This is a genomic window from Mesorhizobium sp. XAP4 (assembly GCF_029269325.1).
In the GTDB taxonomy this organism is placed as follows: Bacteria; Pseudomonadota; Alphaproteobacteria; order Rhizobiales; family Rhizobiaceae; genus Mesorhizobium; species Mesorhizobium ciceri.
On record NZ_JARIXW010000004.1, the window covers coordinates 651,472 to 675,671 of the forward strand.

A 24,200-nucleotide genomic window follows, 5' to 3' on the forward strand; every position below is an offset into this window, starting at 1 on the left:
CCGTCTCCCCAATTTACTGCCGGTGGCAGCACCGTTTTATTAGCCGCACCTTATCATGGTTGTCGCGGCACGTCATATGTCTCGAGCTTCACGCCCCGGAATACGCCGATCGTCGCTCGTGCCGGAGGTTCAGGCTGCACGTATTTGACCACTTCCTTGACGACTTCCTTCGTCTCCGGTGCCGCGACAGGAATCGGTTTAGCCCGGCCCAGTTCGTCGAGACGGCTTCCCACTTTTTCCACGGCCTGGGTCAACCCGGCAATCTTGTCCTCGGCGCGCTTGCGCTCGGCTGCAGCCTCCGCTTCCGCCGCTGCCTTCTTGTCGAGCTCCGCTTGCCTGGCGGCGACATCGGCCGGCGTCTCGCCGGTCAGATCGGAAAGCGTCACCCGTTCCGTGGTCTCGCCCTTGCTGGCTGCGGCCTGGCGCAACGCCAGCGACAATTGCCCGGCCCCTGCCGCCAGTGTCAGCTTCTGCGCGTCCCTGGTGCTGGCTTCCAGCGTCACGGACTTCACCACCGTCGGGCTGTCCTTGCTTTCGTCGGCCACCTGGTCGATGGCGAGCACCTTCATGCTCTGCAGCAGCACGTCGACGAAACTCTTATCCGTGCCATCATCGCCGCGCGCCGTGCGGGTGAGTAGAATATCGACCCGGTCGCCCGGGAAAACGAAGCCGGCGACGCCGAGCACGTCGTTGACCCGGATGGATACGGCCTTCATGCCTTCGCCGAGCACCGCCGAAAGCGTGGCGCGCTGGCCGGGGCCGGTGATCTTGGTAGCAAGAATCGGCTCATTGACGCCGATCGCTTGCAATGCCTGCTTGGCACCGTCGCCAGCTAACAGCTCTTTTGCTGATCTGAATGCCCCGGCTGGAACCGCACCCGCCGGCCATGCGACTTCCCGCAGGTTATCCGTGCTCAGAGCGTCACCGAACTTCAGCGGCATTGCCGCAACCACGACCGTGCTGCCTTGGACGAGGCCTGTTTGCGCCATGGCGCTTCGCTGGCCGGCCAGCCAGATATTGACCAGAACCACGGCCAGAACGCCGAACACGCCGGCGAGCACGATCATGATAAGTGTGTTGGCGCGCATAAGCCCAAACCCCAAAAAAGGCAGCACAACGGCCGAGTGACCTGAGTGATTTTCAGGCCCGGATCTGATCCGGGCCTGAACTCCGTTAGCTAATCAGCTGCCGATGCCGGTAGCCGCAGCGCATCCACCTTTACCAGTGACGACGCTAGCGGCCTGCAGGCTATCGCAAAGGTTGGTGAACCGGCCGCTCACCCAGCCGCCGATGGCGATCACAGTAAGGATCGATGCAACGGCGATGATGCCGATAAGGATGGAATATTCGACCATGGCAGCGCCGTTTTCATCGTCACGGAACAGCCGGGTCATCGTCATGAGCTTGTTCATGTCAATTTCTCCCTTTGGAGGCTCGAACCCGACGAGACAGAGCACGGGCCTGAACCCCATCAGCTAATCAGCTGCCGACGCCGGTAGTCGCAGCGCATCCACCTTTGCCAGTGACGACACTAGCGGCCTGCAGGCTACTGCAAAGGTTGGTGAACCGGCCGTTCACCCAGCCGCCGATGGCGATGACGGTAAGGATCGATGCAACGGCAATGATGCCGATGAGGATGGAATATTCGACCATGGCAGCGCCGTTTTCATCGTCGCGGAACTGCCGGGTCATCGTCATGAGCTTCTTCATGTCAATTTCTCCCTTTGGAGGTTGGAACCCGACGAGACAGAGCAAGAGATGAAATCCATACCCAAGCATCCCCCGTCATCTCGATCCTAGGTCCCGAGAAAACGCGGAGTCAAACGAGATTAAGGGTTCCTTAACTTTCATGTACATGATTCGGCAAGAAGATCACAGCTCCGAATGTTATCAACAGCTTGATTCCTTTCATTTTTCAAGCGCCTTAACCATTCGTTCACAATTTCGCCGCGGATGTGGCAAGATTGAGGAAGCATTAGCGATAATGCATATTCCTTTATATCTAAGGGGTTAGCTGGAGACATCGGGCGGTTCGTCCCGAAAAATCGGATGAGTGCGGAAAGCGAAATCGAGCCTGTGGCCACGAACCGGCAGCCATATCAAATAAGTGCGTTATTACAGCCTCATGATCTTAACTATGTATAAAGTATTGAGGGTACGGCGGCCACTTGGGCGCTTGTGCCTGCCGTGGTTAACAGTTAGTTTCCGCTAATGAGGGATTAAGGGGAGTATAAGCGATTATGCTGGGGCGATTCATCAAGGGGCCTAGCGAGCAGCAGCCAGCGCCAAAGGCGGAGTCGCTGACTGTTCTGCCCGTTGCTTCTGCTCCTTCACCAGCCGCTGATATTGAATCGCATGGCAATGATTTTCTGACGATCAAGGTCGAACTGCATCGCCACTTGATCGACCGGTTCAACCTGACCGCGCTTGAAAGTGCTTCCAAGGATGAGATCCTGAATGAGATCCGTCCGATCGTGCGCGAGTTCGTTCGAAATCGGAACGTGCCGTTGAACGCACGCGAGCTGGATCAACTGACCAGCGACACCGCCGACGAGATGCTGGGACTTGGGCCGATCGAGCCATTGCTCAAGGACGATTCGATTACCGACATCATGATCAACACCCACAAGCGCGTTTTCATAGAGCGGCGTGGCATGATCGAAGAGACCGCAATCCGTTTCCGTGACGAGGCGCATCTGTTGCGCGTCATCAACAAGATCGTTTCGGCCATTGGCAGGCGTGTCGATGAATCGTCGCCCATGGTGGATGCGCGGCTGGAGGACGGCTCTCGCGTCAATATTGCGGTGCGCCCGATCTCGGTGGACGGCCCGCTGGTGTCGATCCGTAAATTCTCGAAAAATCCCTATTCGCTCGAACGCCTGATGGCATTCAACTCGATCCGGCCGCCCATGATCGAATTACTGCGGATCGCAGTCCAGGCGCGCAAATCGATCCTGGTTTCCGGCGGCACCGGCAGCGGCAAGACGACCTTGCTCAATGCGCTGTCGAGCTACATCCCCTCGAAGGAGCGGCTGATCACCATCGAGGATGCGGCCGAGCTGCAATTGCAGCAGCCGCATGTCGGCCGGCTTGAGACGCGCCCACCCAATGTCGAGGGTCGGGGCGAGGTGCGCCAGCGTGAATTGCTGAAGAACGCGCTTCGCATGCGGCCGGATCGCATCATCGTCGGCGAAGTTCGCGGCGAAGAAGCTTTCGACATGCTGCAGGCGATGAACACCGGCCATGAAGGCTCGATGACGACCATCCACGCCAACACGCCGCGCGACGCGATCTCGCGGCTGGAACAGATGGTCGGCATGGCCGGGATGCCGATGACGCATGATTCAATCCGCGCACAGATTGCCTCCGCCATCGACATCATCGTTCAGACGCAGCGTCTTTCGGACGGCGGCCGGCGTGTCACCTCCATATCGGAACTGACAGGCATGGAAGGCAATGTCGTGCAGCTTCAGGAAATCTATCATTTCGTCCGCCGTGAGGTGACAGCCGAGGGCAAGGTCATCGGAGATTTTCGCGCAACCGGTGTCCGTCCCCGCTTTGCGCCGGAGGCCGCAACCCTGGGACACCATTTCGCCAAGGACGCCTTCAACCCGCAGGTTGCCCTCTGATGCCGACCGGTCAAGCTCTGCTCTATTTCATCTACATGCTGGCGGCGGCTTCACTCATTCTCGCTGGCGAAGCCTTTTATCTTTCCTTTGCCGGCCGCCGCTCCCGGTCCATGGCAGTCAATCGCCGCTTGAAGCGGCTCGCCGGCGAGGTCCCAGCCGAACAAACGTTGCAGGGATTGCTGCGAGAGCGCGGCCTGACGGACTCCGGCGATTTTCTCTTTGGTATGGTCTGGTTGAACAGGCTCTATACCCAGTCCGGTATCACCGGGAATCCGTTGACCTTCGCCGCAACGTTCCTGCTTGCAGGGCTGGCAATCGCGTTGCTGCTGGCGTTCCTTTTCAATGTATCCACCTTGGCATCGCTTATCGTCTTTCTGGTCGTTGGGCTGGTTCTGCCGCTTCTCGTCCTTCGGCGTGCCCGTAACAAGCGAATCCGGAAGTTTGCCAAACAGCTGCCGGATGCGCTCGACATGATTGTTCGGTCGCTGCGCGCCGGACACCCTGCTTCGGTCGCCATCGGTCTGGTCGCGCGCGAAATGCCAGATCCGCTCGGCACCGAGTTCGGCATCGTCTCCGATGAGATAACCTTTGGCCTCAGCATCGAGCAGGCTGTGCGAAAGCTTTCGCAGCGTGTCGGCTTCGAGGGTCTTCAGCTGCTGTCGGTGTCGCTGTCGATCCAGGCAAAGACGGGCGGCAATTTGACCGAAATTCTGGCCAATCTTTCCTCGGTTATGCGTGAACGGCAGAAATTGCGAATGAAGATCAGGGCTCTTTCGGCCGAAGGGCGCGTCTCCGCGTGGATCATCTCCTTGTTTCCTGTTGTGATGTTCTTCGCACTTCAAATCCTTGCCCCAGCCTATTACGGCGGCGTCTGGGGCAACCCGCTCGTCTACCCGGTATTCCTGATTTTCGGGTTGTGGGCGCTGCTTGGCGACTTCATCATGTACCGGATGGTCACTTTCGATTTCTGACTGGGAGCGACGAAAGAAATTGTTTTCCAACATTCAGGACCTGGGTTTCTTGGTGTCCATTGCCGTCTTTGTGGCGGCGGTGTCCCTCTTCCTGTTCGGTGCGCTTGTCTTCCTCCCGGCTCTGCAGACACGAAAGCTCGTCGCACAGAGCCTGATGGGCGAAGGAATTACAGACCGCCGATCCATGCTCGGACAAGACCAGCTTGCCAAGCTTGCAGCGCAACGGCCGGTCGATGCTTACTTCAAGTCGATCGAGAAGGAGCGGGAAGAGCCAAACGCCTTGGAAGCGAAGCTGTTTCGCGCCGGCTTTTATCAATCAAGCGCACCGCTGATTTATACGCTGTGCCGCCTGGCCGCCGTCTGCGTCGGTTTCCTTGCAATGTATGCACTCCTATCGCGGGCTCTGCCGCCGCACCTGCCGGGTTTCATCACCCTTGCCGGTTCTGCCCTGTTCGGCCTCGCCTGCATGGTGCTTCCCGCCATTCTGCTCGACCGTTTCGAGAACGGCCAGAAACAGATCTATCGCCGAGCCTTCCCCGACTTCATGGACATGATGATCACCTGCGCCGATGCCGGCATGAGCCTGGAGGGGGCAGTCGAACGCGTCAGCCATGAAATGGCCGCCACCCACAAATGGCTGGGAATACAGCTGTCGATCATGAATTTGCAGTTGCGTGCCGGCAAGCCGTTGCGGGAAGCGCTACGTGAACTCGCCGATCGCATCGGACTTGACGAGGCGCGGGCATTGGCCGTGCTGTTCCGTCAATCGGAAGAACTGGGCACCAGCCTCACCGATGCCTTGCGTGTTTATAGCGCCGAAATGCGCGGGCAACGAATTCTGAGTGCAGAGGAACGCGCCAACTCCCTGCCGGTCAAGATGATGATTCCGTTGGGGCTATGCATCTTTCCGGTCGTCATGATGGTCATCATGCTGCCGGTCATCATTCGCATGAAGGGCATTTTCTTCTAGTTTGGTATATCATTTGCGCCTAATGTGAGTCGGGGACCCCAGGGGACACATCTATGAAGAGGGTTATCGCGGCCGCGGCCTGTCTGCTCATGGCGGTGCTTGCCGGCTGCCAGACGGCGGACACAACCGACGGTGTCGTGCGCACCAACGAGCCGTCGAAGGGCGACGTAACGTCTTTTGGCGATGCTTTCGACGGGCTGAAGACGGTCAGCGACGTCGAGTATTACGCCTCGGACCAGGCCGTTGCCGAAGCCAAGAACCAGTTCCGTGCCGAGAATTACGGCAATGCCGGCGCGCTGTTCTTCAAGGCGACGCAACTGGCGCCCAATGATGGCAACGCCTGGATGGGGCTGGCCGCCTGCACCGACCGGATCCACCGCTTCGACCTGTCCGACAAGGCCTATGCCAGGGCCTTCAAGCTGGTCGGCGCGACGCCCGAATATTACAACAACGTCGGCTATTCCTACCTGCTGCGCGGCAAGTTGCAGGATGCCCGCTCGAACTTCCTCAAGGCTTACGAACTGGCGCCCAACGACCCGACCGTCGCCAACAATCTGAAGCTGCTGTCGTCCAGCGTGCAGAATATCGAGCGCTAGCATGCTGCTCGTCGAAGCACTGCTGCTGAAGGTGCTCGCAATCCCTCTGCTGGCAAGGATTGCCTGGGTCGATTTTACCACCCAGAAGATTTCCAATCGCGACGTGCTGCTGCTGCTTTGCCTGGGCGCGGGGGGCTTGCTGCTGCTGTCGCTCCAGTCCGGGTCGTGGTGGGACATGGGACTGAGCGCCGGTGCAGGGCTTCTGTTGTTCGTCGCGTTCTTGCCGTTCTGGGCCTTGCGCAAGATCGGCGCCGGCGATGTCAAGCTGATAGCAGTCGTACCCTTCCTGGTCGGCGGCAGCGGTCTCGCGGTGTTTTCGGTGCTGCTTCTGGTTTTCGCCTTGGCCACCGCGGCGATCGTGAAAAACCCCTTCCTGCTGCCGGCGGGCGCTTTTCGGCTCATCGTCCAGCATCTGGACCGTAAGGGGGTGGTGCCGTTCGGCGTGCCGATCTCGCTGGCCGCGATCTGTACGCTGGCGTTCCTGATCTACAAGAGCTTGATCCTGGCGAGCAGTTCTGGGATCCTCAATCAGCTCAACTGACCTCGACAGTTCGCGCGGCTGAACGCGCTGCGATCGACATTTCCCCGAAGCCTTCGCCGGCGCGTTGGCTGACGGAACAAACGAAAAACCCGCCTGTGCGGCGGGTCACTGGCGCAAATCAGCACCATGGACAAAAATGTACCATAGCTGAGTGCAGGGAGTCAAGAAAAAATTCCTATCGCGCTGCCCTGCACAAAAACGACGACACTGCCGAACTGGCTCCCGCCAGGCCTTTCGTCGAAGTTCGGAGCCGTGGGTCCGGTCACGGAGAGCTTGTCGAGAAGCCGGGTCGATGGCTAAATAACGATCACAGGGAGAAGGCAGCATGGCACTTCACCTTTTGGCGGATGCCCCGGTTTCAGTCGCGGCACCCCCGCAGAAATATCTGTTTGGTCCGTTCATCGATTTTTTAATGCTTGGCGGGAGCGCGTTCCTGATCCTGCCGATCCTGTTCTTTGTGCCTCTTAGATACGAGGGCGTTGTGGCGGCGGTAATGCTCTTGCTCGCCAATCTGATAAACCATCCACATTTTGCCCATTCCTACCAGATTTTCTATCGCAATTTCGCACGCAAGGTGCGCGGTGACGGATACGACAGAAGTCTCCAGATCCGCTACATCATCGCGGGCATTGCCGTCCCAATGATCATGGTCGCTTTCTTCGCCTATGGCTCCGTAACCGGCAACGCCCGCCTGCTGGGATATGCCACCAACGCGATGGGCTTTTTCGTCGGCTGGCACTACGTCAAGCAAGGCTATGGCATGCTGATGGTGGACGCGGTGCTGAAGCGCAAATTCTTCAGCGATCAGGACAAGAAAGTGCTGCTGTTCAACGGTTATGCCGTGTGGCTGTTCGCCTGGCTCCAGACAAACGTGGTGATCACCGAAAGGCAGTACTGGGGCCTGGACTACTACACATTCGCTGTCCCGCCCTGGCTCCTCAACATCGCGCTCGCGGTCGCCGCTGCCTCCTCGGCGGCCACCGCCGTGATGTTCGTCAATCGCTGGCGCAAACATGGCGGCGCGCTGCCGTATAACGGCGTCGTCGCTTACGTCGTGTCGCTCTATGCCTGGATTCTGTTCGTGGCTCTAAATCCGCTTTGGCTGCTCGTGGTGCCGGCGCTCCATTCGTTGCAGTATCTGGCGGTCGTCTGGCGTTACCAGACCAATGTCGAGCGCGACCGCGCGGATGCCGTCAAGGATCCGGAATTCAGGGTGCTGTCCATTCTTGGGCCGATGTACAGGCTGCGGGTGCTGATATTCATCGTCGCCGGCACAATTCTCGGTGCTCTCGGTTTCTGGCTCGTGCCGATGGCGCTGAGTGCCCTGGTTCCCTACGACAAACAGGTGCTCGGCTCGTCGCTTTTCCTCTTCATCGCGTGGATATTCATCAACGTGCACCACTACTTCCTGGACAATGTGATGTGGCGTCGCGGCAACCCGGAAGTCTCGAAATATCTGTTCCGCTAACCCTCAGTCCGTTGGATGTTCAGTCCCGCAGGAGATCGAACATCAGCTTGAAGAAGCGGTCCGCGTCGACCTCATGGGCGATGCGGGCATTGTCCTTTTCACCGCGCTCGCCCCAGTAGTCGGCGATGGTCGCGCCGAAGGCGTAGGTGCCGGACAGATCGACGCCGATATGGGCAGGGCGCGTGCGCACCAATGTCGGGTCGATGGCCAGCGCCAGCGCCAGCGGATCGTGCATGGCGCCGCCGACGCCCATCGAGTTGCGGTGCAGCTTCTCGTAGAACAGCAGCCAGTCGTTGACGAGCCGGCCGAGCGGCGTGTCGATGGTGGCGAGTTCGGCATATTGCGGCGCCTCGATCAGCACCTGCATGGTGACGTCGAGGCCGACCATCAGGATCGGCACGCCGCTGTCCAGCACGATCTTCAGCGCTTCGGGATCGCAGAACGCGTTGAATTCGGTCGGCGTGATGATCTCGCTCTTGCGGTAGAACACGCCGCCCATCCAGATCAGTTCCTTGATCTTGGGCAGCACGTCGCGATGCTTGAGGATCATCAGGCCGATATTGCTGAGCGGGCCGGTGGCAACGACCAGGATCGGTTCGGGCGCGGCGCGCAGCCTGTCGGCCAGGAAATCGACGGCATGCTGGTCAACCGGCTTGATCGTCGCCTGCGGCAGGTAGGGCGAGCCCTCGAGCCCGCTCGGGCCATCGGCGGTGCCGAGCACCAGCGGGCGCGCCAGCGGGCGGTGACAGCCCTGCGCGACAGGCACGTCGCCGGCGCCGATATACTCCAGGATGCGCAAGGCGTTGGCGGTCGTCTTCTCGACCTCCGCATTGCCGCAGGTCGTGGTGACGCCGATGAGTTCGATGGCCGGCGAGCGATGCGCCATGACCAGCGCGATGGCGTCGTCGTGGCCGGGGTCGCAGTCGAACAGGATAGGAGTTGGCTTGGTCATCATGTCGTCTTTCACGCCGCCCGCTCGTAGCGCGCTATGGTTTTCTTGAAGCCGTCGAGGAAACGCCGGCCGTCCAGGCCGGTGCAGATGCGGGTGGTCTTGGGCCCGCCGCCGGGCAGCAGTTGCCGGCCGCGATAGGCGACGGTCTGGCCGCGCGCCAGCCTGCCGTCGAGCACGACGTCGGCGAACAGCGGCTCGGTCATCGTCGCCAGGCCGGGATCGAAAGCCAGCGCCACGGTGATCACGTCATCCATCGGGAACCCGACGAGGTCGAAGAATTCGCGCCAGATGTCGATGTAGATCGGGAAGCTGTCGGCGATCATCTCAAGGACGGGATTGTCCCTGGCGACGGCCTGCATGTCGGCGATGTCGTCGCGCGTCAGCATCGAGTCGGCGACGCGGTTGTCCTCGCAGATGTCGAGGGGGACGAGGATCTTCTCGACATCGGCGTTGAGCACGATGCGCGAAGCCTCCGGATCGGCCCAGATGTTGTACTCCGACAGGGGTGTGATGTTGCCCGGCGTCTGGAAATTGCCACCGAGCACGATCAGCCGCTTGAGTGCACCGGTCAATCGCGGCTCCTGCAACAGCGCCATCGCCGCGTTGGTCAGCGGGCCGGTCGTCACCAGCGTGATCTCGCCCGGATTGGGCATGACCGTCTCGATGATGAAATCGACCGCATGTCCCGACGTGGCCTGCCGCACCGGCGTCGGCGCCGGCGGGTTGAACTTCTTCAGGCGATCGCCGAAGCGGGCGACGAGCCGTTTTTCGAAATGCACCGGCGCCTCCATGTCGGCCTTGGCGTTGCCGACGATCGGCCGCCACGCACCGGCGTGAACCGGGATGTCGTCACGCCCGGCGAGCGTCAGCGTGTTGAGGACGACGTTGGTGACCTGTTCGATCGGGCCGGCCGCACCGGTCACGGTGGTGACACCCTCGAGCCGGAGTTTGGGATTGACCGCTGCAAACAGCACGGCGAGAATATCGTCGCCGGCTGAATCCACGTCGAGGATTATGCGTTCCATAAAGGCTTCCTTCACTGGGGATTTTTGCCGCCGGGTTCGGTGTTCCTGTCTACCGACAGCAGTTTCCGCATCGATTCCAGCGTCTCCGCGATGATCCTCGGGCGCGCCCGGTAGGACAGCGCGAACAATGCGATCAGCGCGACGACATAGGGGACGGTGAGAACCAGGTAGGACGGATAGCCAAACGTCTGCAGGCGCAACGAAAAGGCATCGGCGAAGCCGAACAGCAGGCAGCCGGCCAGCACCTTCAGCGGATCGCCGTTGGAAAAGATCAGGATCGCCACCGCCATGAAACCACGGCCCGACGACATGTTTTCGGTGAACATGGTGATGTAGCCGAGGGACAGATGCGCGCCGGCGAGGCCCGCCAGCAATCCGCACAGCAGGGATGCGATGTAGCGGACGCGGGTGATCGAGATGCCAAGCGCCTCGGCGGCTTCCGGCTTTTCGCCGACGACGCGGATATAGAGGCCGAGCCGCGTCCTGTTGTAGCAGACGACCAGCAGCGGCACGGCGATGAAGGCGGCATAGACGAGCGGCGTGAAGCCGGAGATCAGCGGCGCCCAGGAGCCGAGAAGGTCGCGGGCGCCGGGCAGCTGGACTTTCGGCAGGCCGACGATGCCATGACCGACGATCGAACCGCGCGTGCCGAAGATCGCTTTCATCAGCGAGATCGTCATGCCGCCGGCCAGGATGTTGAGCGCCAGCCCGACGACAACTTCATTGGCCTTGAAGCTCACCACCAGGACAGCAAAAACCAGGGCGAAGACGAGCGCCGCCGCAACGCCGCAGGCGACGCCCGCCAGTGCGGAACCGGTCCAGATCGAACCAAGGACGGCGAAGAAGGCGCCGACCAGCATCTGCCCCTCGAGGCCGATGTTGAAGATGCCGGCCTTGGTGGTGAACGAGCCGCCAAGCGCGACCAGAAGGATGGGCGCGGTGGTGCGAAGCGTCGCCGCGATCAGCGCGACGTTGATGAGCTTGTCTAGAATTTCCATCGCCGCTCCCCTGCCTGGCTGTCGCCGCGCTTTCTCACCAGCACCTGGGCCGACACGCTGAGGATGATCAGCGCCTGGATCACGGTGATGATTTCGCGCGACGCGCTGGTATCGACCTCAAGCAGCAGCGATCCGTTGCGCAGGGCGCCGAAGAACAGTGCGGTGAAGATGGTGGCGACCGGCGAGCCATTGGCGAGCAGGGCGGCGATCAGCCCGTCGAAGCCGAAACCGGGAGCAAATCCTTCCATGAAGCGGTGGTGGACGCCGAGCGTCTCGACGCCGCCGGCCAGCCCGCCGACGGCCCCCGAAAGCAGCAGGACCAGGAAGCCCTGCCGTTTCACGTTGACGCCGCCATATTCGGCGAATTTCGGCGCCGAGCCGACCATCGTGACGCCGTAACCCCATCTGGTGTAGCGGAAGACAAGGGCCGCGCCGACCGCCAGCACCAGGCCAATGACCAGGCCCCAGTTCAACCGCGAAAAAGTGAAGATCTCCGGCAGATAGGATGTCGCCAGGATCGGCGGCGTCTCCGACCAGCCGCCCGGCCGCTTGAACAGGAAGATGGTGAAATAGGATGTGAGCAGCACCGCCACGTAGTTCGACAGGATCGTCGAGACGACCTCGTTGGTGTTGTAGCGGGCGCGGAAATAGGCGGGGATGGCGACCCAGGCCGCGCCTGCCACGATCGCCAGCGCCAGTGCTGCCAGCGTGTGGATGCCCGCGGGCAGGGGCATGGCAAAGCCGACCCAGGCGGCGGCGAAGCCGCCGAGGAACAGCTGGCCCTCGATGCCGACGTTGAACATGCCGCCGCGCAAGCCGATGCAGGCAGCGACACCGCAGATCAGGATCGGCGTCGTCTGCAGCAAGGTCCCGGCAATCTTCTCCTGATCGCCGAAGGCGCCGCGCAACAGTGTCATGAACACACGCACCGGGCTTTCGCCGACCATGAGGATGATGATCGCGCCCATCAGCAGTGCCACGCCGATGGCGATGACCTGGCCGGAAACGGCATGCAAATGGTCTTTCATGATGCGGTCTCCGCGGCGAATTCCGGTGCGGCCACGCCTGCCATCATCATGCCGATGCGCTCCTCGTCGGCGTCATCGCCAGAGACCTCGCCCATGATCCGCCCGTTGAACATCACCAGGATGCGGTCGGCAAGGGCGGCCAGTTCGTCGAGTTGCACGGAAATCAGCAGGATCGCGCGGCCGGCGGCGCGCTGGCGCATGATCTCGTCATGAATGGCCTCCTGGGCGCCGATGTCGACGCCGCGCGTCGGCTGGTCGATCAGCAGGAAATCGGCGCCATTGGTGAATTCGCGTGCCAGAACGACCTTCTGGATGTTTCCGCCCGAAAGCCGCTTGACCGCATCGCTCGGTCCGCGCGCGCGAATATCGAAGCTCTTGATCAGCGTTTCGGCGTTTTGATTTATGGCATTCCAGTTGAGCATGCCGCCACGACTCCATGGTGCACGATGCTGGCGGCCCATCAGGGTGTTGGCCGCTATCGAACCGTTGCGATCGACCCCGCGTACCATGCGGTCGCCTGGAACATGGGCGAGGCCTGCCTGGCGGATCGCGGCGGGCGAGAGATCGGTGAGATTCTGGCCCTTCAGCCAGGCCCCGCCATGGCTTGCCGGCCGCAGGCCCGAAAGCACTTCCGCCAGCTCCGTCTGTCCATTGCCGGCCACACCCGCGATCCCCACCACCTCGCCGGAGCGGACCGTGAAACTGGCATCGCGAAGGGCCGGCAGCAGGCGATCGTCGCGCGCCCACAGATCCTTCACTTCGAGCACTACGTCGCCGTGCAGCGAAGCGCGCGGCCGGCGGTCGAAGCTGACCTCGCGGCCGACCATCATGTGCACCAACTGGTCCTTGCTGAGCTCGGCCGTCGGCCGGGTCGCCACCTTCCTGCCGTTGCGCAGCACCGTCACCGTGTCGGACACTTCCATCACCTCTTCCAGGTGATGCGAAATGAAGATCACCGTCATGCCCTCGGCCACGAAGCTGCGCAGCGTCTGGAACAGTTCGCGGCTTTCCTGCGGCGTCAGCACCGCGGTCGGTTCGTCGAGGATGATGGTGCGCGCGCCGCGCACCAGGACCTTCAGGATTTCGATGCGTTGCTCTATGCCGACCGAGAGCAGCCCGACGCGCTCGGTCGGATCGACCTGCAGGCCGAAGCGCTTCGACAGGTCGCGCGTTCGCGCCACCTGCGCAGCGTGGTCGATAAGTCCATGGCGACGGATTTCCATGCCGAGAAAGACGTTGTCGGCAACCGAGAGCGAGGGAACCAGCTTGAAATGCTGGTGAACCATGCCGAGGCCGGCCTTTATCGCGACGGACGGATCGGCGATCACGATCTCTTCACCGTTCAGCCGGATCGAGCCTTCGTCCGGCTGCAAGAGGCCGAACAGGATGTTCATCAGCGTCGTCTTGCCGGCACCGTTCTCGCCGATGATGGCGTGGATCTCGCCGCGGCGGACCGCAAGGTCGATGCCGTCATTGGCCACGAATGCGCCAAAACGCTTGGTGATGCCGGTCAACTCGACGGCCATCGCGGCATTGCTGTGGAGGGTCGGCGACCCCGGCGTGTTCGACAACATGGCTCTCGCAGATTGGACACTGATCCGCCGCGGCAAGCCGCGGCGGATCAGTCTAGCGCTTTCTTGGGAGGGAGGCGCTGGTGTTGGCTTATTTCGCCTTGGCGATCACGATCTTGCCGTCGACGATGCCCTTTTTGATCTCGTCGAGCTTGGCGGTCATCTCTGCCGGGATCTTGGCGGCGATGTCATCGCAGACCTTGACCTCGACACCGCCCGAGGCGAGGTCGAAAGTGCGGGTGCCGGCGGTGATCTTGCGGCCCTCGACCTCGTCCTTGATCAGCGTATAGACGGCGATGTCGCCGCGCTTCAGCATGCTGGCGAGCACATTTCCGGGGGCCGAGCCGCACATGTCGATGTCGACGCCGATCGAATATTTGTCGACCGCGGCACTTGCCTGCATCACGCCTTCACCCGTCGGGCCGGCGACGTTGTAGACAATGTCGGAGCCTTGGCCGTAAAGCGCCTGGGCAAGTTCGCTTCCCTTGGCCGGGTCGTCGAAGGTTCCGGCGAAGACGGAGTTCACCTTGACGTCGGGCGCGGCATATTTGGCGCCTTGCTCGTAGCCGCCCAGGAAGTTGCGGATCACCGGGATATCGCGGCCGCCGACAAAGCCGATGGCCTTGCCGTCGCCGATCTTGTCGAAGGCGGTGCCCTTAGCTTCGATCATGCCAGCAAGCGCGCCGGCGACGAAGGATCCCTGCTCCTCGGCGAAATTGGCGTAGATCATCTTGGGGTTGTCGAGGACGCCATCGATGAACACGAAGCGCTGGTCGGGATATTCGGCGCTGACCTTTTGCAGCGAGTCCACCAACTCCCAGCCCATCACGAAGATGAGGTCGTATTGCTTGCCCTTGGCGAGATTCTCGAACTGCTGCTGGTAGTCGAGCGCGCGATTGCCGGTGTCGACCAGCTTGAGGTCGATGCCGAAATCGGTCTTGGCCTTGTTGAGGCCGTTGACGATCGAAACGCCAAAACCCTGTGCGAAATATCCCGAGATCGCGGCCACGGAAACCTTGGCCTGTGCGGCGGCCGGTCCGAACGAAATGGCAAGCATCGTGCCGGCCAGAAATAAACTCTTGAGCGCCCTTTTCATGTCATTCCCCTTCAGCTTTTTTCAGCTTTTGAAGCCACGCTTTGACCATCCCCCACACATCGCCGGGACAACGGCGAGTTCGTTGATGGTCATATGAGTTTAGGAGCGGCTTAACAGGCTGTCAATCGTCATCCGATGCAGTTTTCTTGGCCCTTCGCCCGCTTGCTCGACGTCTGTGCTTGACAAATGTCGATAGGCATAATTGTTGATACTCTAACGAGTTTTATGAACGACGGGATGAAGGAAGAGAACAATGCCGGCTGTGGTGGTCAGGAAATTTCTGGTTCAGATCGAAGAGATATTCCATGAGGGCGGACCCCACGCGGCACGTCCGCTCAAGCGAGGCGCGATCGTCGCGCTCATCGCCAACCCTTTTGCCGGACGCTATGTCGAAGAGATCACCGGCTTCATGGAAGACCTGAAGCCGCTCGGTCTCGATATGGCTCGGCGCCTGATCGACTCCATTGGTGAGGGCGGCCAGGCCATCGAAGGTTATGGCAAGGGTGCCATAGTCGGCGCCGCCGGCGAGCTTGAACATGGCGCGCTCTGGCACAATCCGGGCGGCTACGCGATGCGCGAACTGCTCGGCAATGCCAAGGCGATCGTGCCTTCGACCAAGAAAGTCGGCGGCCCCGGAACGCGCATCGACATCCCGATCACGCACATAAACGCCTCCTATGTGCGCAGCCATTTCGATGCAATCGAGATCGGCATTGCCGATGCGCCGCGCAGCGATGAAATGGCGGTCATCCTGGCGATGACCACCGGCGCACGCGTTCATGCACGGGTCGGCGGCCTTGCCGCCGCCGACATCAAGGGTGAGGACGGACTGCGATGAGCCCGGAAATCCGCCGTATCATCACCATCGTCGAGGAAACCCGGATCGAAGGCGGGCGGCCCGTCGATCCGCCGACGCGGCGTGCCGCAGCCATTGCGGTCATCCGCAACCCCTATGCGGGTACCTACGTCGAGGATCTGTCGGCACTCAGCGCCATCGGCGAAGCGTTGGGAGATATCTTGCCCAGGCGCGCCGTCGCTGCTCTGGGCATTGCCGGCAACCGGGTCGAGAGCTTCGGCAAGGCGGCCGCCGTCGGCGCCGATGGCGAGCTCGAACATGCCGCCGCCATCCTTCATCCAAAGCTCGGCGCCCCGTTCCGCGACGTGCTCGGCAAGGGCGCCGCGCTCATTCCCTCATCGAAGAAGCGCGGCGGCCTCGGCGTGCCGCTCGATATTCCGCTCGGCCACAAGGACGCGGCGCGGGTGCGCAGCCATTTCGACGGCATGGAGGTTCGTGTTCCCGACGCACCGCGTGCCGACGAGATCGTCGTCGCTATCGCCGTCACCGATTCCGGCAGGCCGCACCCGCGCGTCGGCGGGCTGACCAAGGACAAGATTGTCGGCATTGACGGCGTCGGCTGACCGTCAGGCCGCCAGGACTTCCGGCACCCGCATCGCCGGAGGCGTATTTCTGCTCCGGCCTGTCCGCACCTCGCCGTCGATCACGACCATGCCAATGCCTGGAAGATTGCCGAGCGCCACGCTGTCGAGCAGCCCGTCGCCGGCACCGCCGATCGCTTGATCCATGAAGATCAGGTCGGCGGCGCGCCCCACCTCGATGATGCCGCGATCATCCAGTCCGCGCACGCGCACCGTGTTGCCGCTGGCAAAACAGAACGCCACTTCCGGCGCGATACCACCAAGCGAAGCCAGCATGGTCAGGGTCCGCAGGATGCCGAGCGGCTGGACGCCGGATCCGGCCGGGCTGTCGGTGCCGAGGATGACGCGCGAAAGTTCGCCGCGCTGCCTTGCCAGGTCGAGCACGAACAGTCCGGTGCGCAGATTGCCGTTATGGACGATTTCAAGCGCCCTCGAACCCTTCTCGCAGATCTGCCGTATTTCCGCCTCGGGCAGGGCGGTTGGCCCGCCATTGACGTGGGCGACGATGTCGGCGTCGACCTCCAGCACGACATCCGCGCCGATGCGGCCGGAGCCGGGCAGCGACGGGCCGCCTGTGTGGGTCATCGAGGTCATGCCGTATTTGCGCGCCCAGGCGATCATCTTCCGGCCGGTCGGCCCATCCTTGACGCCGCCAAGCCCGACCTCGCCGACAAGCGTCACGCCGGCCTCGGCGAGACTGCGGAAGTCTTCCTCGGTAAGGCCGGGTTCCAGGATCGGTGCCCCGGCCAGGATCTTCATGCCGTTCGGACGGAAGTTGGAGAAGGTGCGCTGCGCCGCGATCGCCAACGCCTTCAGCCCGACAAGATCGCGCGGTCGGCCCGGCGTGTGGACTTCCCCCGCCGAGATCATGGTGGTGACGCCGCCATGCACGGTCGAATCCATCCAGCCGATCTGGTTCTGCCGGGGCGTCCAGTCGCCGGCCACCGGATGGGCGTGGTTGTCGATAAGACCCGGCGCGACCGCACAGCCCATCGCATCGATGATCGTCGCCGCGCTGCCGCCATCAATGTCGCCTGCCTTGCCAATGCCTGATATGCGTCCATCGCTCACGACGATGGTGTCGGCGTCGATGATCGGTTGTGCGAGATCGCCGCTCAGCATGAGACCGATATTGCGGACGACGAGCGTGTTGGCAGACGACTGGAGGTCGGACGACATCGGTTCTCACTTTTGCTGTTATGGAAAAAAGGACTGGACGCGGCTTATTTGCCGCCGTCGCCATTCGTTGGGTCGTCGTCATTGATGCGCTGGAGCAGGCGAAGCAGCGTCGCCTGCTCAGCCGGGGAGAGCGGCGACAGGAACCGCCGCCCGACCTCGACGCTGCGTTCGAGCCGTTCCAGCGTATAGTCGGTCCCTTTGCTGGTCAGCGCGATCATCGTCAGGCGTTGGTCGGTTTCGGAGGCGCTGCGCGTGATCAGCCCGTGTTTGAGCAGTTTGCGCATGACGATGCTGATGGTCGACGGGTCCATCGCCGTCAGCCGGCCGAGATGGTTCTGCGAGACTTCGCCATGCTTGAGGATCGTGGCGAGCGCCGCGAATTGCGTTGGCGAAAGGTCTTCGCCGGCCATGACCTGCTGGAAGCGCAGTGTCGCGCGCTGATGCGCCCGGCGGATGACGTGCGCCGGGTGACGGTCCAGTTCATAGCCGGTCTCGGCGTATTGCTGCAGCACTTGCTCGCGGCTCGGGGGTGCATCGCCGCTCGGCGTTTTCGAGGTCGCGCCTTTTTCGGATTGCGGTTTCTTTTCAGTCGTCACACCGGACTCCTATCGCCGCTGTCTCGGATGTCGCCGGTTTGGAAAAGCTCAAGCCGCGACCTCCGCTGGTTGAAGCGACGTCCCGTCGCGGAGGGCTGCGACGACATCAGCCGAATCGCTGACCACGCCGAAATGGGTCGCTATGTCGTAGAGCGAGCTTTCCTGCTCGCGTGGTCCCGTTGCCGCGCAGCAATCGCTTGGCACCACCACCTCATAGCCCTGGAAAAAGGCATCATGGACGGTCGAGCGCACGCAGATGTTGGTGACCACGCCGAAAATGACCAACTGATCGACCTGCATGTCTTTCAGCGTCAGGTCCAGGTCGGTTTGAAAGAAGGCCGAGTAGCGCCGCTTGATGACATGGATCTCATCATCGCGGGCGCCGAGATCCTCGATGATCTCCGGCCCCCAGCTTCCATCCAGGCAATGCGGTGTGCGCTTCAGCCATTCGCGCTCTCGTCGCATGCCCGGTCGGTGGCTGTCATGGACCCAGATCACCGGCACGCCGGCGGCGCGCGCAGCCTCGATCACGGCCAGTTGCGGCGCGACCAGCGTCTCGTACCCAGGCAGGACCATGGCCCCGCCGGGCTTGCAGAACTCATTGACCATATCGATGACGATAATGGCCGCACGGCGTGGATCGAGGCGCACCGCATCATCGTGCCGATGTGAGGAAAAACTGTCCACGGACATGGCGAGCTCCTTTGACCGATCGTTGATGCTCATACAAAAAACCCTAGTGGATGCCAAGTCAATCCCGTTCGACGCAAAGCGTGCTGGTCGGCCTTGCGCACCGCGCTCCGACAAGCGTATGCGCTATTTGCCCATCGCGAAATGGCCTTGACAACGCTTGTCAGGCATGTGCTCGATTTGTATGACCATCAATGATATTCAAGCCGCTGAATTGCGGAGCCGAGGCCGAGATATGAAAACCATCGTCACCGGAGCCAGCGGCCTGCTTGGCCGCCATGTGGCCGAGGCTCTGGTTGCGGCCGGCCACGATGTGCTTGGTGTCGATGCCGTGGTGCCGGGTGAGGTCGCATGGCGCCACGCAACCGCCGATTTGACCGATCTGGGATCGACACTGCAGCTGGTGCGCGATTGCGATGCCGTTGTGCATGTCGCGGCCATTCCGCGGCCGACCGGCCGGGCCGGCGGCGAGGTGTTCAAGACCAACATCGCGACCGCCTACAATGTGGTCGAGGCAGCCGCCATGGCCGGCGCCAGGCGCTTCATCTATGCCTCATCCTTCAGCGTCTTCGGCTATCCCTTTTTCGAAAAACCTGTGCGACCGCCCTATCTGCCGGTCGACCTGGACCACCCGGTCGGCGCGCAGGACCCGTACGGCCTGTCGAAATGGCTGGGCGAGGAAATCGTCGACGCGGCGGTGCGCCGCGGCGCCTTTTCGGCGGTCAGTATCCGCATGCCGTGGATCCAGACGCCGGGTTCATTTTTCGAGGGCGTCGGGCCGCGCCGCGCCACGGCCGACAGTGCCCGCGACCTGTGGGCCTATCTCGACGCGCGCGACGCCGGGCAGGGCTTCCTGCGGGCGCTTGAATGGCAAGGCGACGGCCATCTGCGCGTCCTGCTCAGCGCCGCCGACACCTTCATGGAAGAGGAAACCGAAGCGCTCGTGCGCCGGGTCTATCCCGATGTCGCTCTATCGCGGCCGATCGCCGGCTTTGGCGCCGTGCTCGACACGGTCCATGCGCGCGAAACGATCGGCTTCGAACCACAATATTCATGGCGTTCCTATCCAAAGCCGGAGACCGGGGGATGAAACGATTCGACCAGAAGAAGATCCTTGTCACTGGCGGCGCCGGCGCGATCGGCGGCGCGGCGGTGCGGCGTTTCCTTGACGAAGGCGCGCGCGTCGCCATTGTCGATCGCAATGGCGCGGCGGCGCAGCAACTGGCTCGCTCACTGGGTGAAAACGCCATTGCCATCGAAGCCGACGTCACCGATGAAGCGGATGTGCGGCGCGCCGTCGAGGCGACCGTCGAGACGTTCGGCGGCCTCGACGTGGTGTTCAACAATGCCGGCATTTCCGGCGTCGTCGCTCCCGTTCACGACCTGCCGGTCGAGGACTGGGATACGACCATCCGTATCAATCTGCGCGGTATCTTCCTCGTCCTGCAGGCATCGCTTCGGGCGATGATCAAGGCGGGGACCGGTGGCTCGATCCTCAACATGGGCTCATCCATGGCCGGTTGGGACGTCCTTTCGGGCGGTGCCGGCTATGTCGCTTCCAAACACGGCGTGGTCGGCCTGACGCGGGTTGCGGCGCTCGATGCTGCGCCCTACGGCATACGCGTCAATGCCATTTGCCCCGGCGTGATCGAGACGACGCTTGGCGTGCCGGCTTCCGGTGACGGCGAATTCAAGAGCAGCGTCCAGCATTTCGCCGACCGCATTCCATTGCGCCGCATCGGCCAGCCGGACGATGTCGCGGCCGCCGTGGCTTTCCTGGCCTCGGACGAGGCGAGGCACGTCACGGGCGTGGATTGGCTGATCGACGGCGGCCAGACCTTGCAGAGCTGGGCCAACGCCCCTGATGGCGGTGCGTTTACGAAATTTCGCTAAAGCTCAATTTCGCTGCTCGATTTGCTTGAGCATTGATCTGCAAGAATTCGGCAAACCAATTGTCGGATGCCGGCCGCTCCCGCTAAAGGCCAGGCCCCATTCGCGATCTACTTCACGCCGATGCCGGCGGTCAGGCCGCCATCGATCTTGTAGTCCGCGCCAGTGCAGAAGCCGGCCTTCGACGAACACAGGAAAGCGATAAGTTCGGCCACCTCCTCCGGCTCGCCGATGCGCCCGATGGGGTGCGCTTCGCCGAAGCGCTTGTAGGCGGCCTCGACATCGGCGTCCGTGCCGTTCTCGCCGCGGGCGGCCTTCTCCAGGATCGGGGTGCGGATCGAGCCGGGGCTGACGGAATTGACGCGGATGCCGGAGCGCGCATGGTCCAGGGCCAGGGCACGCGTCAGCGTGTGGATGGCGCCCTTGGTGGTGGCATAGGCGGCGACGTTTTGCTGGCAGGCAAAGCCCTGCACCGAAGCGACGTTGACGATGGCGCCGCCGCCCCTGCGGACCATTTCCGGGATGCCGAAATGCGCGGTCAGATAGATCGACCCGACATTGACCGCCATCGCCTTGTTCCAGGTCTCGAAATCGGTGCTGACGGCGGTTCCGTACGGATGCACCGCCGCCGAATTGACGACGATATCGAGGCCGCCGAACCGCTCCACGCCGGCCGCGACCGCGTCGCGAACCTGATCGGGCACGGAGACGTCGGCGCCTATGACCAGCGCCCCGGCTGCGGAGCTTTCCAGCTCCGCTTTCAGTAGAGCGTTGGCCGCGCGGTCGATGCCGCAGGCGATGATCGCAGCGCCCCCTGCAGCGAGGCGTCTGGCGGTTGCGAGGCCAATCCCGGTCGTCCCCGTCACCAAGGCAACCTTGCCGTCGAAATCCTTCATTGGGAAAACTCCTTCATTCGCTGTCCGAAACCGGTTCCTAGTTTGACACCCATTGTGGTCCAACAATAGGTTGCCATCCTCTCGCAGAAGGAAGCGGCAATGGAACAGTGCTGGCGCTGGTATGGACCAAACGACCCGGTAACGCTCGATCATGTCAGGCAGGCCGGTGCGACCGGCGTGGTGAGCGCCTTGCACGATATCTATGACGGGCGCGCCTGGCCGCTCGAGAGCATTCTGGAGCGCAAGCGTGTCATCGAGGCCGCCGGCCTGACATGGTCGGTGGTCGAGAGCATTCCGGTCCACAACTCCTTCAAGGTCGGCGCGCCGGAACGCGAGCGCTACGCCGGCTACTATCGCGACTCAATCCGCGCGCTCGCCAAGGCCGGCATTGCGACGGTCTGCTACAATTTCATGCCGGTGGTCGACTGGACCCGCACGGATCTCGCCTATCGGCTGCCGACGACGGGCTATGCGCTGCGTTTCGACGCCATCGATTTCGCAGCCTACGACCTGTTCGTGCTGAAGCGCGTCAATGCCGAAGCCGGCTATACCGCTGCCCGTATCGCCGAAGCGGAAGCGCGGCTGAAGGAATTGAGCAGCGAAGCGATCGACAGGATCGAACGCAACCTGATCGCCGGCCTGCCGGCGACCGAGCGCAGCTATGACAGGGACAGTTTTCGCGAGGCCCTGGCGGACTACGATGCGATCGGACCAAAGGAGCTGCGCCAAAACCTTGCCTGGTTCCTGCGCGAGATCATTCCGGTGGCCGAAGAGGAGGGGGTGCGCATGTGCATCCATCCCGACGACCCGCCCTTCTCGCTCTATGGCTTGCCACGCATCGTTTCGACAGCCGAGGATGCGCGTTTCATCCTTAACGCCGTCGACAGCCCCGCCAACGGCCTGACGTTCTGCACCGGCTCTTATGGCACGCGCGCCGACAATGACATCGTCGCCATGGTCAAGGAATTCGCCGACCGCATCCACTTTGTCCACCTCCGCAACATCACCATCGAGGATGACGGCTCGTTCTACGAAGCCGAGCATCTCGAAGGCGGCACCGACATGGCGCATGTTATCCTCGCTCTGATGCAGGAAGAGGCGCGCCGTCGCAGGGAAGGCCGTGCCGACTGGCGCATTCCGATGCGACCAGACCATGGCCATCTGCTTGCCGACGACATCGGCAAGACCAGGATCAACCCCGGCTATTCGCTGATCGGCCGGCTGAAGGGCCTCGCCGAGCTGCGCGGCATCATGCGCGCCATCGAGCGGTTCGAGCTGGCTTGAAGCCGTCTTGCCGGTCGGCTGGCGGGATTTACAGACGATCACGCGCGATTGCGCTTCCGCTGCGACTTATACGCTGTCGCACTGGAAAGTGCGGTCCACGAGAGGCATGGCGGGTAAAGCACTTGTCGGGAAATTATTTGCCGACAGGTCATAATATGCAGCGCTGACGTTCTTCCATCCGGCCCGGATTGGACTTCCTGTTGCTTTGATCGGCACGCCTTGCGTGTCACTTTGAGATGCATTCATGCTCGAAGCTCTTGCCGGTGGTCGCTTCTACTTCTCCTAAGCCAGGGCAGAGAAAAGAAGGAAGCTGAACATGCCCAGAATTGTGCCGGTGCTTGACCTGAGCCGCCTCGAACAAGGTGCGTCCGAGTATCGTACCTTTCTCCTGGACCTGCGTACGGCAGCCCGGGACGTTGGCTTCTTCTATCTCAGCGGCCACGGAATTTCCGCCCCGGAGATCGACGACGTGCTCGATGCCTCGCGACGGTTCTTCGCGTTGCCGGAGGCCGACAAGCTGGCCATCGAAATGGTCAAATCCCAGCAGTTTCGCGGCTACACCCGCGCCGGCGGCGAACTGACCAAGGGCGCGGCCGACTGGCGTGAGCAACTCGACATCGGCGTCGAGCGCCAGCCCATAGCGCAGGGACCTGGAATTGCACCGTGGACACGGCTGCAGGGGCCGAACCAGTGGCCGTCTGCACTGCCGGAGCTCAAGCCGGCACTGCTTGCATGGCAGGCCAAGGCGACCGCGGTGGCCATTCGGCTGCTGAAAGCCTTCGCACTATCGCTCGATCAGCCCGAGGACGCCTTCGACGCGATCTATCGGGACTCGCCCAACCATCGCATGAAGATCGTCCGTTATCCCGGCCGTGACGCGACCGAAGGCGACCAGGGCGTCGGCGCGCACAAGGATGGCGGTTTCCTCACCCTGCTGCTGCAGGACGACAACAAGGGCCTGCAGGTCGAATATGACGGAAGCTGGGTGAATGTGGATCCGCTCCCTGGAACGCTGGTCGTCAACATTGGCGAACTGCTCGAACTGGCATCGAATGGGTATTTGCGTGCCACCGTTCACCGCGTCGTGACGCCGCCTGCCGGCGTCGAGCGGATCTCCGTTCCCTTCTTCTTCAGTGCGCGGCTGGACGCGACCATACCGCTTCTGACCCTGCCCGAGGAATTGGCGGCCGAAGCGCGCGGGCCGGCAAGCGATCCGGACAATCCGTTGTTCCGCGATGTCGGCACCAATGTGCTCAAAAGCCGACTGCGTTCACATCCCGACGTGGCACGCCGCCACTATGCCGATCTTCTCCAGGCCGGAGCGGCGGGTTCGTGAACTCAGCTCTGCACGAATTTTTGCCGTTTCATATGTTTTTTGGAATG

General features: G+C 62.2%; 25 protein-coding genes. 12 read left to right on the forward strand and 13 right to left on the reverse strand.

Going from position 1 to position 24,200, the window contains the following annotated elements; genetic code table 11:
* Positions 1 to 53: 53 nt before the first annotated feature.
* The 3 genes from cpaB to P3C39_RS20610 form a co-directional block, all read right to left on the reverse strand.
* Positions 54 to 1,088 (reverse strand): Flp pilus assembly protein CpaB, encoded by a 1,035-nt coding sequence (gene cpaB, locus P3C39_RS20600; RefSeq protein WP_346016449.1) that lies wholly within the window; start codon positions 1,086 to 1,088, stop codon positions 54 to 56.
* A gap of 93 nt (positions 1,089 to 1,181) precedes the next feature.
* Positions 1,182 to 1,412 (reverse strand): Flp family type IVb pilin, encoded by a 231-nt coding sequence (locus P3C39_RS20605; RefSeq protein ID WP_275953951.1) that lies wholly within the window; start codon positions 1,410 to 1,412, stop codon positions 1,182 to 1,184.
* A gap of 67 nt (positions 1,413 to 1,479) precedes the next feature.
* Complete coding sequence (locus tag P3C39_RS20610) at positions 1,480 to 1,710, reverse strand: Flp family type IVb pilin (RefSeq protein WP_275953950.1); 231 nt, start codon at positions 1,708 to 1,710, stop codon at positions 1,480 to 1,482.
* A gap of 530 nt (positions 1,711 to 2,240) precedes the next feature.
* Here P3C39_RS20610 and P3C39_RS20615 point away from each other — a divergent pair.
* The 6 genes from P3C39_RS20615 (at position 2,241) to P3C39_RS20640 (ending at position 8,175) form a co-directional block, all read left to right on the forward strand.
* On the forward strand, positions 2,241 to 3,629 hold the full coding sequence (locus tag P3C39_RS20615) for a CpaF family protein (RefSeq protein ID WP_275953949.1): 1,389 nt from the start codon (positions 2,241 to 2,243) through the stop codon (positions 3,627 to 3,629).
* A gap of 35 nt (positions 3,630 to 3,664) precedes the next feature.
* Positions 3,665 to 4,600, forward strand: coding sequence for a type II secretion system F family protein (locus P3C39_RS20620; RefSeq protein ID WP_275953948.1), 936 nt, complete (start codon positions 3,665 to 3,667; stop codon positions 4,598 to 4,600).
* A gap of 19 nt (positions 4,601 to 4,619) precedes the next feature.
* Entirely contained in the window at positions 4,620 to 5,570 is a 951-nt protein-coding gene (locus tag P3C39_RS20625) for a type II secretion system F family protein (protein WP_275953947.1), read from the forward strand.
* A gap of 53 nt (positions 5,571 to 5,623) precedes the next feature.
* Positions 5,624 to 6,166 carry a tetratricopeptide repeat protein gene (locus P3C39_RS20630; RefSeq protein ID WP_275953946.1) on the forward strand — a complete coding sequence of 181 codons (543 nt, stop codon included), beginning with the start codon at positions 5,624 to 5,626 and terminating at the stop codon, positions 6,164 to 6,166.
* Between the two features lies 1 nt (position 6,167).
* Complete coding sequence (locus tag P3C39_RS20635; protein WP_275953945.1) at positions 6,168 to 6,707, forward strand: prepilin peptidase; 540 nt, start codon at positions 6,168 to 6,170, stop codon at positions 6,705 to 6,707.
* Positions 6,708 to 7,032: 325 nt separating this feature from the next.
* Complete coding sequence (locus tag P3C39_RS20640) at positions 7,033 to 8,175, forward strand: hypothetical protein (RefSeq protein ID WP_275953944.1); 1,143 nt, start codon at positions 7,033 to 7,035, stop codon at positions 8,173 to 8,175.
* A gap of 19 nt (positions 8,176 to 8,194) precedes the next feature.
* Here the strand turns inward: P3C39_RS20640 and P3C39_RS20645 are convergent, their stop codons facing one another.
* The 6 genes from P3C39_RS20645 to P3C39_RS20670 form a co-directional block, all read right to left on the reverse strand.
* Positions 8,195 to 9,142 carry a nucleoside hydrolase gene (locus P3C39_RS20645; RefSeq protein ID WP_024502284.1) on the reverse strand — a complete coding sequence of 316 codons (948 nt, stop codon included), beginning with the start codon at positions 9,140 to 9,142 and terminating at the stop codon, positions 8,195 to 8,197.
* Positions 9,139 to 10,152 carry a nucleoside hydrolase gene (locus P3C39_RS20650; RefSeq protein WP_127366108.1) on the reverse strand — a complete coding sequence of 338 codons (1,014 nt, stop codon included), beginning with the start codon at positions 10,150 to 10,152 and terminating at the stop codon, positions 9,139 to 9,141. The genes P3C39_RS20645 and P3C39_RS20650 overlap by 4 nt, the downstream gene beginning before the upstream one ends.
* Positions 10,153 to 10,163: 11 nt before the next feature.
* A complete protein-coding gene (locus tag P3C39_RS20655) occupies positions 10,164 to 11,150 on the reverse strand; it encodes an ABC transporter permease (RefSeq protein WP_013530293.1) in 987 nt (328 codons plus the stop codon).
* On the reverse strand, positions 11,138 to 12,178 hold the full coding sequence (locus P3C39_RS20660) for an ABC transporter permease (RefSeq protein WP_082826652.1): 1,041 nt from the start codon (positions 12,176 to 12,178) through the stop codon (positions 11,138 to 11,140). The genes P3C39_RS20655 and P3C39_RS20660 overlap by 13 nt, the downstream gene beginning before the upstream one ends.
* The gene (locus tag P3C39_RS20665; protein ID WP_275953943.1) at positions 12,175 to 13,752 is read right to left on the reverse strand and encodes an ABC transporter ATP-binding protein; all 1,578 of its coding nucleotides are present in this window, start codon (positions 13,750 to 13,752) and stop codon (positions 12,175 to 12,177) included. The genes P3C39_RS20660 and P3C39_RS20665 overlap by 4 nt, the downstream gene beginning before the upstream one ends.
* Positions 13,753 to 13,840: 88 nt before the next feature.
* Positions 13,841 to 14,845: a BMP family ABC transporter substrate-binding protein gene (locus P3C39_RS20670; protein WP_013530296.1), complete on the reverse strand. Its 1,005-nt coding sequence runs from the start codon at positions 14,843 to 14,845 to the stop codon at positions 13,841 to 13,843.
* 253 nt (positions 14,846 to 15,098) lie between these two features.
* On the opposite strand from P3C39_RS20670, the gene P3C39_RS20675 reads away from it, so the two are divergent.
* Together P3C39_RS20675 and P3C39_RS20680 are read left to right on the forward strand one after the other, a co-directional pair.
* Positions 15,099 to 15,683 (forward strand): amino acid synthesis family protein, encoded by a 585-nt coding sequence (locus tag P3C39_RS20675; protein WP_063170103.1) that lies wholly within the window; start codon positions 15,099 to 15,101, stop codon positions 15,681 to 15,683.
* Positions 15,680 to 16,264 (forward strand): amino acid synthesis family protein, encoded by a 585-nt coding sequence (locus tag P3C39_RS20680; RefSeq protein ID WP_063170104.1) that lies wholly within the window; start codon positions 15,680 to 15,682, stop codon positions 16,262 to 16,264. Before P3C39_RS20675 ends, P3C39_RS20680 begins: the two co-directional genes overlap by 4 nt.
* Before the next feature lie 3 nt (positions 16,265 to 16,267).
* Here P3C39_RS20680 and P3C39_RS20685 read toward each other — a convergent pair whose 3' ends face one another.
* Genes P3C39_RS20685 through P3C39_RS20695 form a run of 3 tightly spaced genes read right to left on the reverse strand, consistent with a single transcriptional unit; the run spans position 16,268 to position 18,750 of the window.
* The gene (locus tag P3C39_RS20685; RefSeq protein WP_063170105.1) at positions 16,268 to 17,461 is read right to left on the reverse strand and encodes an amidohydrolase family protein; all 1,194 of its coding nucleotides are present in this window, start codon (positions 17,459 to 17,461) and stop codon (positions 16,268 to 16,270) included.
* A 44-nt stretch (positions 17,462 to 17,505) separates the two neighbouring features.
* Positions 17,506 to 18,057, reverse strand: a complete 552-nt coding sequence (locus tag P3C39_RS20690; protein ID WP_024502291.1) for a MarR family winged helix-turn-helix transcriptional regulator — start codon at positions 18,055 to 18,057, stop codon at positions 17,506 to 17,508.
* A gap of 48 nt (positions 18,058 to 18,105) precedes the next feature.
* Positions 18,106 to 18,750 carry an isochorismatase family cysteine hydrolase gene (locus P3C39_RS20695; protein ID WP_024502292.1) on the reverse strand — a complete coding sequence of 215 codons (645 nt, stop codon included), beginning with the start codon at positions 18,748 to 18,750 and terminating at the stop codon, positions 18,106 to 18,108.
* 232 nt (positions 18,751 to 18,982) lie between these two features.
* Between P3C39_RS20695 and P3C39_RS20700 the strand changes: the two genes are divergently transcribed.
* Both P3C39_RS20700 and P3C39_RS20705 read left to right on the forward strand, forming a co-directional pair.
* Positions 18,983 to 19,837 (forward strand): NAD(P)-dependent oxidoreductase, encoded by an 855-nt coding sequence (locus P3C39_RS20700; RefSeq protein WP_024502293.1) that lies wholly within the window; start codon positions 18,983 to 18,985, stop codon positions 19,835 to 19,837.
* Positions 19,834 to 20,640 carry an SDR family oxidoreductase gene (locus tag P3C39_RS20705; protein ID WP_275953942.1) on the forward strand — a complete coding sequence of 269 codons (807 nt, stop codon included), beginning with the start codon at positions 19,834 to 19,836 and terminating at the stop codon, positions 20,638 to 20,640. Before P3C39_RS20700 ends, P3C39_RS20705 begins: the two co-directional genes overlap by 4 nt.
* Before the next feature lie 107 nt (positions 20,641 to 20,747).
* Here P3C39_RS20705 and P3C39_RS20710 read toward each other — a convergent pair whose 3' ends face one another.
* On the reverse strand, positions 20,748 to 21,533 hold the full coding sequence (locus P3C39_RS20710) for an SDR family oxidoreductase (RefSeq protein WP_063170106.1): 786 nt from the start codon (positions 21,531 to 21,533) through the stop codon (positions 20,748 to 20,750).
* A 99-nt stretch (positions 21,534 to 21,632) separates the two neighbouring features.
* Between P3C39_RS20710 and uxuA the strand changes: the two genes are divergently transcribed.
* Both uxuA and P3C39_RS20720 read left to right on the forward strand, forming a co-directional pair.
* On the forward strand, positions 21,633 to 22,817 hold the full coding sequence (gene uxuA / locus P3C39_RS20715) for a mannonate dehydratase (RefSeq protein WP_063170107.1): 1,185 nt from the start codon (positions 21,633 to 21,635) through the stop codon (positions 22,815 to 22,817).
* Positions 22,818 to 23,133: 316 nt separating this feature from the next.
* Positions 23,134 to 24,153, forward strand: coding sequence for an isopenicillin N synthase family oxygenase (locus P3C39_RS20720; protein ID WP_013530313.1), 1,020 nt, complete (start codon positions 23,134 to 23,136; stop codon positions 24,151 to 24,153).
* The last annotated feature ends 47 nt before the right edge of the window (positions 24,154 to 24,200 follow it).